Genomic DNA, 15069 nt, shown 5'->3' on the forward strand with positions numbered 1-15069 from the left:
AAGAGCACACGCCCACTGATACAATTACGTTGTGTTATAGACCACTGTCAACTATTGTTGTTGCACTAGAAGAAGCACGAAATAAATTCACCAATATAAAGGGGCGAATGGATACATGAGCCAAATAACCCACCGCAGCGAAACCCGAGCAGTCAAAGTAGGTAATGTGACGATCGGTGGCAGCAATGAAGTAGTAGTACAAAGCATGACCACAACAAAAACCCACGATGTGGAAGCGACCGTCGCAGAAATCCACCGTCTTGAAGAAGCCGGATGCCAGATTGTCCGTGTCGCATGCCCGCAGATGAAGGATGCTGAAGCAATTCCGAAAATTAAACAGCGTATCAATATTCCGCTTGTGGTCGATATCCACTTCGACTATAATATGGCTTTAAAAGCCATTGAGGGCGGCGCCGATAAAATCCGGATCAATCCCGGCAACATCGGCAAGCGGGAAAAAGTAGAAGAGGTTGTTGAAGCAGCCAAAGCCAAAGGCATTCCGATCCGTATCGGTGTGAACGCTGGCTCCCTCGAAAAACGAATTCTTGATAAATACGGGTATCCAACTGCAGACGGAATGGTTGAAAGTGCTCTCTACCACATTTCCATTCTCGAAGAGCTCGGCTTTTACGATATCATTGTTTCAATGAAAGCTTCGGACGTGCACCTTGCTATTGAAGCTTATGAAAAAGCAGCTCAGGCCTTCAGCTATCCGCTTCATTTGGGCATCACTGAATCAGGCACCCAGTTCGCCGGTACGGTTAAAAGTTCGGCCGGCCTTGGCGCTATTCTAAGTAAAGGCATCGGAAGTACACTGCGTATTTCTCTCAGTGCCGATCCGGTGGAGGAAGTAAAAGTAGGCCGCGAACTTCTAAAAACGTTCGGCCTCGCGTCGAACGCCGCTACACTTATTTCCTGCCCTACCTGCGGACGTATCGAAATTGACCTGATTAGTATTGCTAACGATGTCGAAGAGTATATCTCCACAATTAAAGCCCCAATTAAAGTAGCAGTGCTCGGCTGCGCAGTTAATGGCCCTGGTGAGGCAAGAGAAGCTGATATCGGTATTGCCGGTGCAAAAGGCGAAGGTCTTCTTTTCCGCCACGGGGAAATCATCCGGAAGGTTCCGGAAGAAACCATGGTGGAAGAACTGAAAATTGAAGTTGATAAAATTGCTGAAGAGCACTACGCTAAAGAGGCAGAAAAAGAACGCGAAGCTAAAGAAAAGGAACTGACGAACTAAGCTTCTCATGCAAAAGAGGTCCACCCGTCGCGGGTGGACCTCTTTTTTGCTTTTATTGTTATCATCGCAGGTCCAGCGTTTATGCCGGTGCTGCTTCTCTTTGTTTTGCTCGTTTGCATTCAGCGCACAGGCCGTAAATCTCAAATTTATGACCGGTCACTTCAAAACCGCCGTCGACGTTTTCATTCAGCCAGTCCATCGGGCACGTTTCAATTTCTCTGGTTTTTCCACATTCAAGACAGATAAGATGATGATGGTGAGCCGTCGTTGAGCAGGAGAAACGAAAATGCATTTCGCCTTCAAGTTCGGTCATTTCAAGAATATCCATTTCTTCAAATATGGCCAGGTTTCGGTAGACAGTATCCACGCTCATTCCAGGGTAATTTTTTTGCAGGGACTGCAGTACCTCTTTCGCTGTCAGGTAGCGCTTTTCATCAGAAAAGAGCTGAAGCAGTTCTTCGCGCTTCGCAGTATATTTAAACCCTTGTTCTTTCATAATGTTAAGCGCTTTGGTGACGTTCATATTTAAGCCTCCTGTTTCTTTTCCAGTTAATCCATGCTCTAAGAATTAAAGTGGCTAAAAGTATAAAAGCAGCTGTTACCACCGTACCGCCGCCGGAAGCAACCCCAAAAAAGATGGAACCGGCCGCCCCGGCTGCCACAGAGATCTCCCCGATTATAACAGCTATCAGAAGCATTCGTTTAAAGCCAGTGGCCCACTGCATTGCAGCCGCTGCCGGAAGCGTAATTAAAGCCCCTGCGAGCAGCACGCCGACAACCTGCATGGATGCCGATATGACAATTGCAAGCAGCACAGCAAGCAGCACATTGAATATTTTAACCGGAATTCCAGCAGATGCCGCCATTTCTTCATCAAAGGAAAGAAACATTAACTCTCTTCCAAACGCTGCAAGCAGCCCTAGAGCAACAACTGTCATTACCCCAATAAACCAAAGGTCTTCCATCTGCACTGAAACAACACTGCCAAACAGGTAGCCATACCACTCCGTCACCCCATCCGCAGATATGGACATAAACAGAGCACTGAGCCCTACCGCCGCTGCCATTAGAATCGGAGCGGCAAGCTCCTGAAATCCTCCGTAGGTATGACGTACACGTTCGATAATCAGCGACCCGGCAAACGCAAATAAAAAACCGGTATACAAAGGATTAATTTCCCAAAAAGCCTGAAGATTACCGGCGAGCACTCCGGCTGTCACTCCGGTAAGGGTGACGTGAGCGAGAGAATCTGCTATCAGCGAAGAGCGGCGCACAACTAAAAATGAACCGATCAAAGGTGCCGTCAGTCCAATTAACACCGCTGCTATAATGCTTCGTTCCACAAAATTAATATCAAACATAGCCGTCACTCTCTATTCTTTATTTTACACAATGAGCACTTTTTTGTGCTATTGATTTGCTTTGTCCGTCCATTTGGCCGCTTCCCACGGTCTCTGCCGTATTCGCCCAGCCACTTTTTCTGCCAGCACCACAATTGTCCATATTGCAAATGAAATGACTGCTATTGTACCGCCGGAGCTGAGGTCATAATAATAAGAAACAAAAAATCCAGCCAGAACAGCCGCTTCTCCAAACACTATGGCATACAGGAACATGCTTTTGAAGTTGGAGGCGACACGGAGCGCTGCTGCGGCCGGCAGTGTAATTAAGGCAGAAACAAGCAGTACTCCTAAAATAGATATGGAAGAAGCAACTACGACAGCCACGATGCCGGCAAATAATAAATTTACTCTCTGAACTGGAATTCCGTTTGCATCAGCCTGCTCCTCATCAAAAGCCAAAAACAATAATTCTTTGTAAAACAGCAGAAACAGCAGCAGCGACACAGCGGAAATGATGCCAATTACCATTGTGTCTGTGACGTTCACCGTGAGAATACTTCCAAATAAAAAGTTAAAAAGATCGTTGTTAAAACCGTCTGCCAAAGAAATAAAAACAACTCCAAGCCCAATGGCCGAAGCCATTACTACTGGTATTGAAAGCTCCTGAAATGTTTTAAACCGCCGGCGCAGGTATTCAATGATGAAGGAGACAATAAAAGTAAACAAAATGCCAGTGTAAAGAGGATTCCATTCGCTGAGCCAAACCCAGAAAGAAGCAAGCCAAAGGTGAAAGGCAATGCCGGTTAATGCCGTATGCGACATGGCATCGGCAATCATCGGTGTCTTTCTTACCACCACAAAGACACCGGCAGCCGGAGCAACCACTCCAAGCATAAGGCCGATGATCAGCGCATATCTTAGAAAATCAAATTCCAGAAAAACCATTAGGCTCCTCCCGCGTGGTGATCATGCTCATGGTGGATAATATGCACATCGTGCCCGTAAGTGCCGGCAAGATCACTTTCTTCAAACTCCCTCGTCGTTCCGTGAAAATGAAGCTGCTGATTCAGGCAGGCCACTTTTGTTACATACTTGGTCATCGCTCCTACATCATGGGTGACAAGAATAAGAGTAATGCCCTTCTCTCTGTTCCAGTAGCTCAGTCTTTCATAGAATGACTGAGCCGAGGCAGCATCCACCCCCACGGTCGGTTCGTCCAGAATCAGCACCTCAGGGTCGCTTACAAGCGCGCGCGCAATAAATACCCGCTGCTGCTGTCCTCCGGAAAGCCGGCCCATATTTTTCTTTTTATAGCCAAGCATATCCACCTGTTCGAGAGCTTCGTGAATCCGCTGCTTGTCTTTGCGGTTCAAAAACCGGAGCAGCCCTTTTTTACCATACAGTCCCATCGCAACGACCTCATATACAGTTACCGGGAAGCCGGCATTAAAACGATTTGCTTTTTGCGATACGTAGCCAATCTTCGGCCATTGATGAAAATGGCGGGCCGGAGTTCCAAACCAGCGGACTTCTCCTCTATATTGCTTATGCAGGCCTAACAGAATCCGTACAAGCGTGGATTTCCCTGAACCGTTCGGCCCAACCAGGCCGACAAAATCTCCGTGGTTTATATTCATATTGATGTCATCGAGCACGAGTTCTGACTCGTAGCGAAAGGACAGGTGATTCACTTCAAGCAGCGTATTCGTTGAATCTTCCATCAGGAAGCCTCCTTTTTTCCAAAAAACAATTAAGAATGGTTACGATTTATTGCTAGGAAAAGTATACAAAACCTTTTTGGTTCTGTAAATCTTCTTTGCTTAATCGTATATACAATTCATGGTTTTTCTTTGTATGATAGTTAATAGAAAAGCAGGCAACGAAATCAAATCCAATTCTAAGGAATGATGCATATGTTTCAAGCGAAAGAAAAAGTCGCCGTTATCGATATTGGCTCCAATTCCATTCGTCTTGTAATTAATGAAGTGGATGAAAAACGGGGCTACCGCGAACTTCATAATTTAAAAACCGTCGCCCGCCTAAGTAACCATATTGATGATCAGGATGCGCTCACTGCTGAAGGGAGAGATATTCTGCTGCATACGCTGCAGCAGTTTGAAGAAGTTCTTCGTTTTCACGATGTTCAAACCATTCATGCCGTGGCCACCGCAGCTGTACGTGGTGCGTCCAACCGTGAAGAAATTCTGCAATACATTGAAGAACGCATTGATTTTCCTATCCGCGTGCTCTCCGGCGAGGAAGAAGCCTCTTACGGCTATCTGGCAGTCGTGAATTCCACCAGTCTATCTGAAGGTATTACGATTGATATTGGTGGTGGAAGTACAGAAGTGACCATGTTCAAAAACAGGGAACTTGTACGCACTCACAGCTTTCCTTTTGGCGCTCTCACCTTAAAACAGAAATTCCTTCCAAATGATGATAAAATTACCTCAAGTAACTTAAAGCAAATGAATAAATGGATTGAAAAACAGTTCCAGAAGGTGCCCTGGTTAAAAAAGGAGGGTGAAAATCTTCCGGTTGTCGGTATCGGCGGCAGTTCCCGTAACATGGTGCTCGTCCACCAGGCTTCCATCAACTATCCCCTGGCCGGTTTGCATCAGTATTCCATGAGCGGTCGCGATATTGCTGAAACCATGGACCTTCTTGAAAAATCAAGCTTATCGGAACGGGAAAACATCGAGGGTCTTTCCAAGGACCGGGCGGACGTTATTATCCCGGCAGTCCGGATCATTTCCCAGCTTTACAATCATATCGATGCCCCCTCCTATTTAATCAGCAATAAGGGTCTTCGTGACGGTCTGCTGTTTGAAGAGCTGCTTCGGGACAAAACATATCCTCATTTTCCGGACGTAATAGAAGAAAGCTTCTACCAGCTGAACCGTGAATTTGAGATTAATCCAGACTATGTGGATGAAGTCGGTAACATTGCTTCTTCTATGTACAATAGCCTCGAGCCTTATATTCCAAAATCCTATTTGCATGAAGATAATCATCGCCTGCTGAACCGGGCCGCCCAGGTGCTGTATATCGGAGAGTACATCAGCTCTGAGGCGAGCAGCCAGCATACTTTTTACATTTTAACCAACCGTTCCATCGATGGCATCATGCATGAAGAGCGCATAGCCATGTCCCTTGTATCATCCTTTAAATCAAAATCAATGTTTAAAGAGTTTGCAAAGCCGTTTCGTCCCTATCTTCAGAAAAACAGCCTAAAACGGCTCGAATTTCTCGGAAGCATCTTAAAGTTCTCTTATTCGCTCAATCGCACGCGCCGCAATATCGTTTCAGGGCTCGGCATTGACAAAGAAGGCAAAGAACTCCACTTCCACATTTATTGCCGCGAGGGGATGCATTCTGCTTTTGAAGAAGCCAAAGCAGATAAGTACAAAAAACACCTGGAGAAAATGATCAGCCGGGACGTGGTGCTTCATTTCCATGAACAGTCCCCCGTTTCTGCTTTTTCAAGCTGAACGATGCTTTTTTCGTGGATCTTTACATGCACTTAACATTTCATTGATACAATTGGCCCAGAAGTGAACAGGGTGTAAAGAAAGGCGGATTCTACTATGACCGAAACGACACAGTCATATATTGACCTCAATAATCCAGCATATTATAACAACCGCGAAATCAGCTGGCTTGCTTTTAATGAACGGGTGCTTGAAGAAGCGCTTGATGAAACCAATCCGCTCCTTGAGCGCCTGAAGTTTTTAGGTATTTTCAGCTCCAACCTGGACGAGTTTTTCATGGTCCGGGTCGCAGGTTTAAAAGACCAGGTGAAAGCAGGATTTAATAAGCCTGAAAATAAAGCCGGGCTCACGCCGAAGCAGCAGCTCTCCGAAATCACTAAAAAAAATTCAGAGCTCGTACGACTGCAGGATCACTTTTTTACAGAAACAGCTGTACCGCTGTTAGCCTCGGAAAATATCCGTTTTCTTTCAACGCTCGAATTAAACAGCGGCCAGTATGAATATATTCAGGAATACTTCATGTCCAATATTATGCCGGTGCTGACACCAATGGCCGTCGATGCCTACCGTCCGTTTCCGATGCTGCTGAACAAGTCATTAAACCTGGCTGTACGGCTGCAAAAAGAGGATAGCGGAGAAAAGGAAAGCATCGCCATCGTACAGGTCCCCGGCGTGCTCCCGCGCTTCCTCGCACTTCCATCAGCCAACGGCAGCCGGGAGTATATACTGCTTGAGCAGGTGCTTGCCGAATTTATACACATGCTTTTCAGGGGGTTTTCCGTGGTAAGTGCTTCTCCGTTCCGGATTACCCGCAACGCGGATTTAACGATCCATGAAGAAGGCGCCCGCGATTTGCTCAGGGAAATTGAAAAGGAATTAAAAAAGCGCAAATGGGGCGCTGCCGTTCGCCTCGAATGCCAGCAAGGCATGATGGACGAATATATTCTTTCCTTTCTGCTCGAGGCTCTTGAGATTCATACGGACGATGTATATACGCTGAAGGGCCCGATCGATTTAACCTTTCTGTTTCCGCTCTGCGATGAACTAGGAGAGGCCTGGGAGCACCTTTCGTACGAAACGCTTATCCCTCAGCCGCCTGAAGATTTAATTGCCGACTCCGACGTGTTCAACGCTTCCGACGAACGGGATATTTTATTGCATCATCCATACGAATCGTTCCAGCCGGTGATTGATTTTATTTCCAAATCTGCCGATGACCCTGATGTACTTGCCATTAAACAGACTCTTTACCGTGTCAGCGGGGACTCTCCTATTATTGCTGCGCTGGCAAGAGCTGCAGAGCAGGGTAAGCAGGTCACGGTACTTGTAGAGCTGAAAGCACGCTTTGACGAAGAAAATAACATCCAGTGGGCGAAGACCCTCGAAAAATCCGGGGTCCATGTCATTTATGGGATCACGTCGCTCAAAACTCACAGTAAAATTGTGCTGATCGTTAAAAAAACAGCGGCCGGCATTAAACGGTATGTGCACCTCGGCACCGGGAATTATAACGATTCCACCGCCAAGGTATACACCGACATGGGCATGATTACCACCCGCCCGTCCTTCGGTGAGGATGCTACTAACTTTTTTAATCACTTAAGCGGGTTTTCCCAGCAGCCTTCCTGGAATGAGATCAGCACTTCTCCGGACGGGATCCGTGATGAGCTGCTCCAATTGATCCAGCGGGAAATTGAATGTCACCAGCGGGATGGGAACGGACGAATTATCGCGAAGATGAACTCTTTAACAGACAAGGACCTCATCATTAAACTGTATGAAGCTTCCAGGGCCGGCGTTCGCATCGAACTTATCGTGCGCGGTATTTGCTGCCTAAAACCGGGTATCCCCGGAGTAAGCGAAAATATCACCGTCCGAAGCATTGTCGGCCGGTTTCTCGAGCATACCCGCATTTTTTATTTTGCCCACAGCGGCAGCGACTATTATTACTTGTCCTCGGCTGACTGGATGACACGCAATATGGAAAAACGGATCGAAATTATGTTTCCAGTTTATGAAGCTATTTTAAAGGAACGGCTCAACTCCATTTTACAGCTGATTCTGCAGGATAATGTCAAAGCACGGGAGCAGGACAGCAGCGGCCGTTATTATTACGTCGAGCCTTCCTCTGGAGAGCCTTCCATTAACAGCCAGCTCGTCTTATTTGAGTGGGCATCAAGGTTTCTGGACATGAATAACGAATAAAACCACGCCCTGCACATTCATGAATGCGCAGGGCGTGCTTGTTATGGGAGAGGCCTATCTCTTTGCTCCGTTTTGATTCCTCAGAAACCCAGATGTAATTTACACCCCTGTACCAGGCATTTATACCTCTGCTGGCATGAGTTCATCCCGCCAGTTCGCCTTCCATTCTTTTTGTCTGAGCATAGCAATTTCATGCTTATACGGTGGTTGTTTGTTTTTCTTATCTGTGCCTACATAAGGTGTTTCTAATATTTTCGGCACAGATGCAAATGCCTCGTGGTGCACAATTTCCGCCAGCGTATTGTAGCCAATATACCCATAACCGATATTTTCATGGCGGTCTTTGCCTGCTCCGCGCTCGTTTTTACTGTCGTTAATATGAAGCACCTTCAGTCGGTCCAGGCCGACATAATGATCGAACGCTTCCAGGACGCCGTCAAGGTCTCCTGTGATATCGTAGCCCGCGTCGTGGGTGTGGCATGTATCAAAGCAGACGCTCAATTTATCATTGTGGGTTACTCCGCTGATAATCTCTGAAAGCTCCTCAAAGCTTCTTCCGCATTCCGACCCTTTTCCGGCCATTGTTTCAAGCGCGATTTGAACCTTCTGATCCGGATATATGACTTCATTTAATCCTTCAATGATTTTTTTAATTCCCGCCTCTGTGCCAGCTCCGACATGCGCACCCGGATGAAGTACGATCTGCTTTGCCCCGAGTGATTCGGCTCTGCTGATTTCATTGCGCAAAAAATCGACGCCCAACTGAAACGTTTCCGGCTTGGTGGTGTTGCCGATATTAATAATATACGGTGCGTGAACCACAACCTCCTGGATGCCATTTTCTTTCATATGCGCATGCCCGTTTTCGATATTTAATTCTTCGATAGGTTTGCGCCTGGTGTTCTGCGGCGCTCCTGTGTAGATCATCATCGCTTTCGCTCCGTACGAAGCCGCTTCTTCGCTCGAACCAAGAAGCATTTTTTTTCCGTTCATAGATACATGTGAGCCTAAAAGCACAGTCATCACCTCGGTTATTATTTTCGTTTACGGCGGCGGGATGTTGTTTGGTCCGCCATTGCTTTTTTCTTATACCCCGGCTTCACTTTCTTCGGTTTTTTTACCGGCATGGCATCTGACGCAGGAGCAGGTTTTCGCTTCGTCTGCTTGGTCGCAAACAGCGGCTTGGATAGTTCAGTCCAGGCGCCTTTACGAAAGTCCATAAACGTAAAACGAATACCCTGCTTCTGAAGGGAAAGCACAGCTTTCCGGTCTTCTTCCCCCATCAGAGTATACGATTCTCCTGTCAGCCCCGCCCGTCCAGCGCGACCCGTCCGGTGGATAAAGTATTCCAGCTCTTTCGGCAGACTGTAGTTAATAATATGCGAAATTCCGGGAATATCCATGCCCCGGGCAGCAAGGTCGGTAGCTACCAGGTACTGGACTTCGAGATTTTGAATCCGTTTCATGACCTGCTTGCGCTGCCGTGAAGGCAGTCCGCCGTGCAGCACTTCTACCGGGTATTGCTTTTTAAACATTTCTCCAGCCAGTTCATCGGCTTCGTCCTTCGTGCTCGCAAATATAATGGCTAGAAACGGCTGCAGCCGGTCCACAAGCTCCATCGTCACATCGAGCCGGCTGCGGTGCCTAAGGGCGATGCCGTAATGAGTCATCTCCTTCGGTGTCGCATGCTCCGGCTTGACGTGTACATGCTTCGGATTATTCATATATTTGCGCAGAAAGGGCTGCAGGCTTTCCGGAACCGTAGCAGAAAATACCATCATCTGCAGATTGTCCGCCATTTTACCGGCCACCGGGTCAATCTCTTCCAGAAAGCCCATGTCAAGCATCTGGTCGGCTTCATCAATGACGAGCATGGTGGCAGTGTGCACATTGATAACATTTTCTCCTACCATATCTTTCAACCGGCCCGGTGTTGCTACAATAATGTGAGGCGGGTTACGGAGCTGCTCCATTACCCTTGAGCGTTCCGTGCCTCCGGACACCTGCTTGGCACGTACCGAAGAAGTTTCGTCTTCATCTATAAGTTCCTTCAGCACCCCGAAGATCTGGCCGGCAAGCTCACGTGTAGGCGCTGTAATGACTGCCTGTAATTCCGCTTTGGAGGTGTCGATCCTGCTCAAAATCGGGAGCAGGTACGCTAGTGTCTTTCCAGACCCCGTCTGTGACTGGCCAATAACATCTTTTCCATTAATGGCAGACGGAATCAGCCGTTCCTGAATATCCGTTGGTTTTTGAATTCGTTTTTTATCCAGCAGCTTGAGGGCATAAGCTGGAATGTTATATTGTTTAAAGCGGTTTTCCACGCTATTCACCTAACTCTCTTTTCATTTACGCATTTTTTGCATCTCCATATTTTATCATAGTTAAAATAGAAACCATAGCTTCTCCTCTGCTTCTGTTCACAAAATATTAAAGGAATGGTATTTGGCCAGCTGTCCTTTCTTTTCAACCAGACGCTTAGGTAGTATAATGAATCCAGAATCGTTTTATATGACTGCATACGTAAAGTCAGCGCGTACACGCAAGACCTCACGGTTCAAATTATGAAACAGGAGGCCTTTATGGAAGTAACGAAAATTTCACCACGGGGATACTGCTACGGCGTTGTTGATGCGATGGTAATGGCGAAGAAAGCCGCCGGCAACCAGGAGCTCCCACGTCCCATCTATATTTTAGGCATGATCGTACACAATAAACACGTGACTGACGCGTTTGAAGAAGAAGGCGTTATTTCTCTCGACGGACCCAACCGGCTTGAAATACTCCGCCAGGTGGACAAAGGCACGGTCGTCTTTACGGCTCACGGCGTTTCGCCGGAAGTCCGCGAGCTCGCCGAAGAAAAAGGACTGACGACTATTGACGCTACCTGCCCGGACGTTACCGTGACGCACGACTTAATACGGGAAAAACGGGACCAGGGCTATGAATTTATCTATGTCGGCAAAAAGGGGCATCCGGAGCCGGAAGGCGCTGTCGGTGTCGCTCCGGACATCGTACATTTAGTAGAAACACTCGATGATCTTGAGAGCTTAAATATCCAGTCGGAACGGATTATTATGACCAACCAGACGACGATGAGTCAATGGGATGTTTCCGACATTATGGACCGGGCGAGAGAAATTTACCCGCACGCAGAGGTTCATAACGAAATCTGTAATGCCACTCAGGTACGCCAGGAAGCGGTAGCTGAGCAGGCAAAGGATGTGGATCTTGTGCTCGTTGTCGGCGATCCGAAAAGCAACAACTCCAACCGGCTTGCCCAGGTCTCGGAGCAGGTTGCAGGAACCACTGCGTACCGGATCAGCAACTTGGCCGAGCTGGATTTAAGCTGGCTTGAAAATGTCAATTCTGTCGGGGTTACAGCAGGCGCTTCCACACCGACGCTAATCACAAAGGAAGTCATTTTGTTTATCGACCAGTACGACCCTAATGATTCGTCTACGTGGGACACCGAATCCCGGATCGATAAATCAAAAATTCTTCCAAAAGTTAAAGCAAAATCATAAAAAAATTCCTCCGTTAAAAGCGGAGGAATTTTTCTGTTACGCCAACCGGAATGGCTCAGTGGACAGATCAGAAGCGACCCATTCGACCTGCAGCAGGCCCTGGCTGCGGCTTTGCATTTCCTTCTGAACGCCCTTTTTCATGATTTTCTCCACATGATGGCCGGGATCGATCATCGTAAGACCGTCCATAGCTGCATCCTGGGCTGTATGGAAATAAATATCGCCCGTGATGTACACATCTGCCTGCTTGGAAAGCGCCTGCTGCCAGTACTTGTTGCCGTCGCCTCCAAGCAGTGCCACGCGTTTAATCCGGTCGGTTTTTCCATCCACCACCCGGACAAACGGCACATCATAGCTCTTTTTCACCTGTTTCACAAATGCGTCAAGCGTCATTTCCTCTGGGAGTTCTCCAACCCTGCCTAATCCGTAAGGCTCTCCTGGGAGGGCAAGCGGGTACAGATCATATGCCGGCTCTTCATATGGATGAGCGGCAGTTAAAGCGGCTTCCACTTTTTTCCGGAGGGAGTGCGGCACAATCGTTTCCATCCGTTTTTCGTCTGCAAATTCCATTTTTCCCTGCTCACCCAGAAAGGGGTCGGTGCCGTCTCCGGGGATAAACGTTCCGGTCCCTGAGGCAGAAAACGTGCAATGGCTGTATCCACCGATATAACCGGCGCCCGCGGCTCCCACTGCCTGCCGTACTTCTTCAGCGTGGGATTCCGGCACAAAAGCCACCAGCTTGTACAGCTGATCTTCACCGGTTGGGGCCAGCACTTCTGTATTCGTTAAACCGAGTGCTTCTGCCATCATGTCATTCACTCCCCCCGGAGCTATGTCCAGGTTTGTATGAGCGGCATAGACAGTTAAATCATGCTTAATACACTTTTCAATTACCGGTCCCTGCCCGTTCGCCACGTCAAGCGACTTTATCGGGCGGAACAGGAGCGGGTGGTGGGCAATGATTAGCTCTGCTCCGTTTTTGACCGCTTCATCCACTACTTCTTCGGTCACATCAAGGGTCGTAAGTACTTTTGTTACCGGCTGGTTCCAATCCCCGATCATCAGTCCTACCCGGTCCCCTTCCACAGCCAGCGATGGCGGCGCCCACTCTTCAAACAACCGGATAACGTCACGTACAGTATTCATGCAATAACCTCCTCAGCCCATGCAATGTATTGGCTTAATTCTTGTTTCTTTGCCGTGATTTTTTCTGTCGGAACGGCGTTTGTCAACTGGTGCAAAATCTGCTGCCAGTTATCTTTTTCCCTCATCCATTTCTCCTTAAAAGCATTGTTTCTTTCTTCAAGCAGGTAAGGCCCGAACAGCAGCTGCTTTTCAAGCGGTTCTCCGCACTCTTGGTACGGCGCTTCTGCTTCTCCAGGTACAGCTGTCAGTACTTCGTATACGTGGCGCTCCTCCTTCAGGATTCGCTCGCCTGTAAGCTTCCAGCCGTTATCAAGCAGCCATTTGCGGACGCGGACCGCCGAAACGTTGGGCTGAAGAACCAGCTTCTGTACAAAATGAAGCTTTATCTTCCCCTGTTCTAAAATATCAGCGATCAGTGTGCCACCCATTCCGGCGATAACGACCGTATCAACCGCGTCTTTTTTAGTTAAGACAGCAAGACCGCTGCCCAGGCGGATATCGATTTTATCAGTCAGTCCGCAGGAAGCAATGTAGTCCGACGCAGCCTGGAGCGGTCCCGCATTTACATCTGCCGCCACCGCACGCTCCGCCTTGCGGTGCGCCACTGCCTCCACCGGGACAAGCCCGTGATCCGTGCCTATATCTGCGACTACCGCCCCCGGGTCGATTTGTTCAGCGATGAGTGCCAGTCTATCCGGCAATACAGATTTCTTCATGTTTTCCTCTCTCTTCTATGTAAAATAAAAAAGGGACACCTGCTTATTGGAAGCATGCGTCCCCTTGTATCTATAATGAATTCATTAGTCCATGAAATCTTTTAATCGCTTGCTGCGGCTAGGGTGACGAAGCTTTCTTAACGCCTTGGCCTCGATCTGGCGAATACGTTCTCTTGTTACGCCAAACACTTTGCCCACTTCTTCGAGCGTACGGGTGCGCCCGTCATCAAGACCAAACCGGAGACGAAGAACATTTTCTTCACGGTCCGTAAGCGTATCAAGCACGTCTTCAAGCTGCTCTTTCAGCAATTCATAGGCGGCTGCATCCGAAGGCGCCATTGCTTCCTGGTCTTCAATAAAGTCACCAAGATGGGAATCATCTTCTTCACCGATCGGAGTTTCCAGCGACACCGGCTCCTGGGCAATTTTGAGAATTTCCCTGACTTTATCCGGAGTCAGGTCCATTTCTTTGGCAACTTCTTCCGGAAGCGGCTCCCGGCCGAGATCCTGCAGCAGCTGGCGCTGCACGCGGATTAATTTATTGATCGTTTCCACCATGTGCACCGGAATACGGATGGTTCTCGCCTGGTCGGCAATAGCACGGGTGATTGCCTGACGGATCCACCACGTAGCGTACGTACTGAATTTAAACCCTTTGCTGTGGTCAAATTTCTCCACCGCTTTAATCAGGCCCATGTTGCCTTCCTGGATTAAGTCGAGAAATAGCATGCCGCGCCCGACATAACGTTTTGCGATAGAGACCACCAGACGAAGGTTGGCTTCTGCAAGACGGCGTTTTGCTTCTTCATCGCCTTCTTCGATTTTAGTCGCAAGATTAATTTCTTCTTCCGCAGAAAGAAGTGGCACGCGGCCAATTTCTTTTAAATACATGCGGACTGGATCGTTAATTTTAATGCCTGGAGGGACGCTTAAATCATTCAAGTCGAGAGATTCTTCTTTTTCTACCTGTTCCATGCTCGGAACTTCTTCTCCCTCGTTGATAATATCAACGCCTTGTTCACCAAGGTATTCAAAAAACTCATCCATTTGCTCAGAATCCTGGTCGTAACTGGAGAGTTTTTCTGTTATTTCTGCGTACGTTAATGTTCCACGTTTTTTGCCCGTTTCGAGCAATTGTTCTTTTACCTGATCGACCGACATTTCACCTTCCGCCAGCGGACGGCTTGGTTTTTCCGCCATTCGATCTCCCTCCTTCCAAGCTTCACACCTTGAATCCTACCCTGTCTCTTTACATGCCCGCAATTGTCTGTGCCGACGATTTCTTTTCCTGGTATTTTCTTAGCTGGTTGAAAGGACGGCAGGCACATAGAAAGAGCGTGCACATCAAACTGGCACGCTTTTCTACTATCGTGATCATATCTTATCAACCACAAAGGA

At 47.9% G+C, this 15069-nt stretch carries 13 protein-coding genes; 4 read left to right on the plus strand and 9 right to left on the minus strand.

The features are described 5' to 3' along the window. Nucleotides 1–115: 115 nt before the first annotated feature. Complete coding sequence (ispG, locus tag B5066_RS15665) at nt 116–1243, plus strand: flavodoxin-dependent (E)-4-hydroxy-3-methylbut-2-enyl-diphosphate synthase (RefSeq protein ID WP_079476828.1); 1128 nt, start codon at nt 116–118, stop codon at nt 1241–1243. A gap of 79 nt (nt 1244–1322) precedes the next feature. Here ispG and B5066_RS15670 read toward each other — a convergent pair whose 3' ends face one another. The 4 genes from B5066_RS15670 to B5066_RS15685 are packed head-to-tail and all read right to left on the minus strand — an operon-like array spanning nt 1323 to nt 4307. After that, nucleotides 1323–1766, minus strand: coding sequence for a Fur family transcriptional regulator (locus B5066_RS15670; RefSeq protein ID WP_079476829.1), 444 nt, complete (start codon nt 1764–1766; stop codon nt 1323–1325). Next, nucleotides 1744–2604, minus strand: coding sequence for a metal ABC transporter permease (locus tag B5066_RS15675; protein ID WP_079476830.1), 861 nt, complete (start codon nt 2602–2604; stop codon nt 1744–1746). The genes B5066_RS15670 and B5066_RS15675 overlap by 23 nt, the downstream gene beginning before the upstream one ends. A 48-nt stretch (nt 2605–2652) precedes the next feature. Continuing rightward, nucleotides 2653–3531 (minus strand): metal ABC transporter permease, encoded by an 879-nt coding sequence (locus B5066_RS15680; RefSeq protein WP_079476831.1) that lies wholly within the window; start codon nt 3529–3531, stop codon nt 2653–2655. Then, entirely contained in the window at nt 3531–4307 is a 777-nt protein-coding gene (locus tag B5066_RS15685) for a metal ABC transporter ATP-binding protein (protein WP_079476832.1), read from the minus strand. Before B5066_RS15685 ends, B5066_RS15680 begins: the two co-directional genes overlap by 1 nt. A 192-nt stretch (nt 4308–4499) precedes the next feature. On the opposite strand from B5066_RS15685, the gene ppx reads away from it, so the two are divergent. Together ppx and B5066_RS15695 are read left to right on the plus strand one after the other, a co-directional pair. Further along, complete coding sequence (gene ppx, locus B5066_RS15690; RefSeq protein WP_079476833.1) at nt 4500–6077, plus strand: exopolyphosphatase; 1578 nt, start codon at nt 4500–4502, stop codon at nt 6075–6077. A gap of 96 nt (nt 6078–6173) precedes the next feature. Next, nucleotides 6174–8282, plus strand: a complete 2109-nt coding sequence (locus tag B5066_RS15695; RefSeq protein WP_079476834.1) for an RNA degradosome polyphosphate kinase — start codon at nt 6174–6176, stop codon at nt 8280–8282. 120 nt (nt 8283–8402) lie between these two features. Here the strand turns inward: B5066_RS15695 and B5066_RS15700 are convergent, their stop codons facing one another. Both B5066_RS15700 and B5066_RS15705 read right to left on the minus strand, forming a co-directional pair. Continuing rightward, nucleotides 8403–9305, minus strand: a complete 903-nt coding sequence (locus B5066_RS15700) for a deoxyribonuclease IV (protein ID WP_079476835.1) — start codon at nt 9303–9305, stop codon at nt 8403–8405. 11 nt (nt 9306–9316) lie between these two features. Continuing rightward, entirely contained in the window at nt 9317–10606 is a 1290-nt protein-coding gene (locus B5066_RS15705) for a DEAD/DEAH box helicase (protein ID WP_079476836.1), read from the minus strand. Between the two features lie 258 nt (nt 10607–10864). On the opposite strand from B5066_RS15705, the gene B5066_RS15710 reads away from it, so the two are divergent. Next, nucleotides 10865–11809, plus strand: a complete 945-nt coding sequence (locus tag B5066_RS15710; protein ID WP_079476837.1) for a 4-hydroxy-3-methylbut-2-enyl diphosphate reductase — start codon at nt 10865–10867, stop codon at nt 11807–11809. Nucleotides 11810–11845: 36 nt separating this feature from the next. On the opposite strand, the gene B5066_RS15715 is transcribed toward B5066_RS15710, so the two are convergent. The 3 genes from B5066_RS15715 to rpoD all read right to left on the minus strand — a co-directional run bounded on the left by B5066_RS15715 (nt 11846) and on the right by rpoD (nt 14871). Then, nucleotides 11846–12955, minus strand: a complete 1110-nt coding sequence (locus tag B5066_RS15715; RefSeq protein ID WP_079476838.1) for a Nif3-like dinuclear metal center hexameric protein — start codon at nt 12953–12955, stop codon at nt 11846–11848. Continuing rightward, nucleotides 12952–13671 (minus strand): tRNA (adenine(22)-N(1))-methyltransferase, encoded by a 720-nt coding sequence (locus tag B5066_RS15720; protein WP_079476839.1) that lies wholly within the window; start codon nt 13669–13671, stop codon nt 12952–12954. The genes B5066_RS15715 and B5066_RS15720 overlap by 4 nt, the downstream gene beginning before the upstream one ends. Before the next feature lie 84 nt (nt 13672–13755). After that, the gene (gene rpoD / locus B5066_RS15725; RefSeq protein ID WP_079476840.1) at nt 13756–14871 is read right to left on the minus strand and encodes an RNA polymerase sigma factor RpoD; all 1116 of its coding nucleotides are present in this window, start codon (nt 14869–14871) and stop codon (nt 13756–13758) included. Nucleotides 14872–15069: the final 198 nt, after the last annotated feature.

Source organism: Marinococcus halophilus, from assembly GCF_900166605.1.
In the GTDB taxonomy this organism is placed as follows: Bacteria; Bacillota; Bacilli; order Bacillales; family Marinococcaceae; genus Marinococcus; species Marinococcus halophilus.

Bases quoted from the DNA above. Each gene is read 5' to 3' on its own strand.
- B5066_RS15695 (WP_079476834.1), top strand. From the start codon at position 6,174: ATGACCGAAACGACACAGTCATATATTGACCTCAATAATCCAGCATAT.
- rpoD (WP_079476840.1), bottom strand. From the start codon at position 14,871: ATGGCGGAAAAACCAAGCCGTCCGCTGGCGGAAGGTGAAATGTCGGTC.
- B5066_RS15680 (WP_079476831.1), bottom strand. From the start codon at position 3,531: ATGGTTTTTCTGGAATTTGATTTTCTAAGATATGCGCTGATCATCGGC.
- ppx (WP_079476833.1), top strand. From the start codon at position 4,500: ATGTTTCAAGCGAAAGAAAAAGTCGCCGTTATCGATATTGGCTCCAAT.
- B5066_RS15670 (WP_079476829.1), bottom strand. From the start codon at position 1,766: ATGAACGTCACCAAAGCGCTTAACATTATGAAAGAACAAGGGTTTAAA.
- ispG (WP_079476828.1), top strand. From the start codon at position 116: ATGAGCCAAATAACCCACCGCAGCGAAACCCGAGCAGTCAAAGTAGGT.
- B5066_RS15685 (WP_079476832.1), bottom strand. From the start codon at position 4,307: ATGGAAGATTCAACGAATACGCTGCTTGAAGTGAATCACCTGTCCTTT.
- B5066_RS15715 (WP_079476838.1), bottom strand. From the start codon at position 12,955: ATGAATACTGTACGTGACGTTATCCGGTTGTTTGAAGAGTGGGCGCCG.
- B5066_RS15720 (WP_079476839.1), bottom strand. From the start codon at position 13,671: ATGAAGAAATCTGTATTGCCGGATAGACTGGCACTCATCGCTGAACAA.
- B5066_RS15710 (WP_079476837.1), top strand. From the start codon at position 10,865: ATGGAAGTAACGAAAATTTCACCACGGGGATACTGCTACGGCGTTGTT.
- B5066_RS15700 (WP_079476835.1), bottom strand. From the start codon at position 9,305: ATGACTGTGCTTTTAGGCTCACATGTATCTATGAACGGAAAAAAAATG.
- B5066_RS15675 (WP_079476830.1), bottom strand. From the start codon at position 2,604: ATGTTTGATATTAATTTTGTGGAACGAAGCATTATAGCAGCGGTGTTA.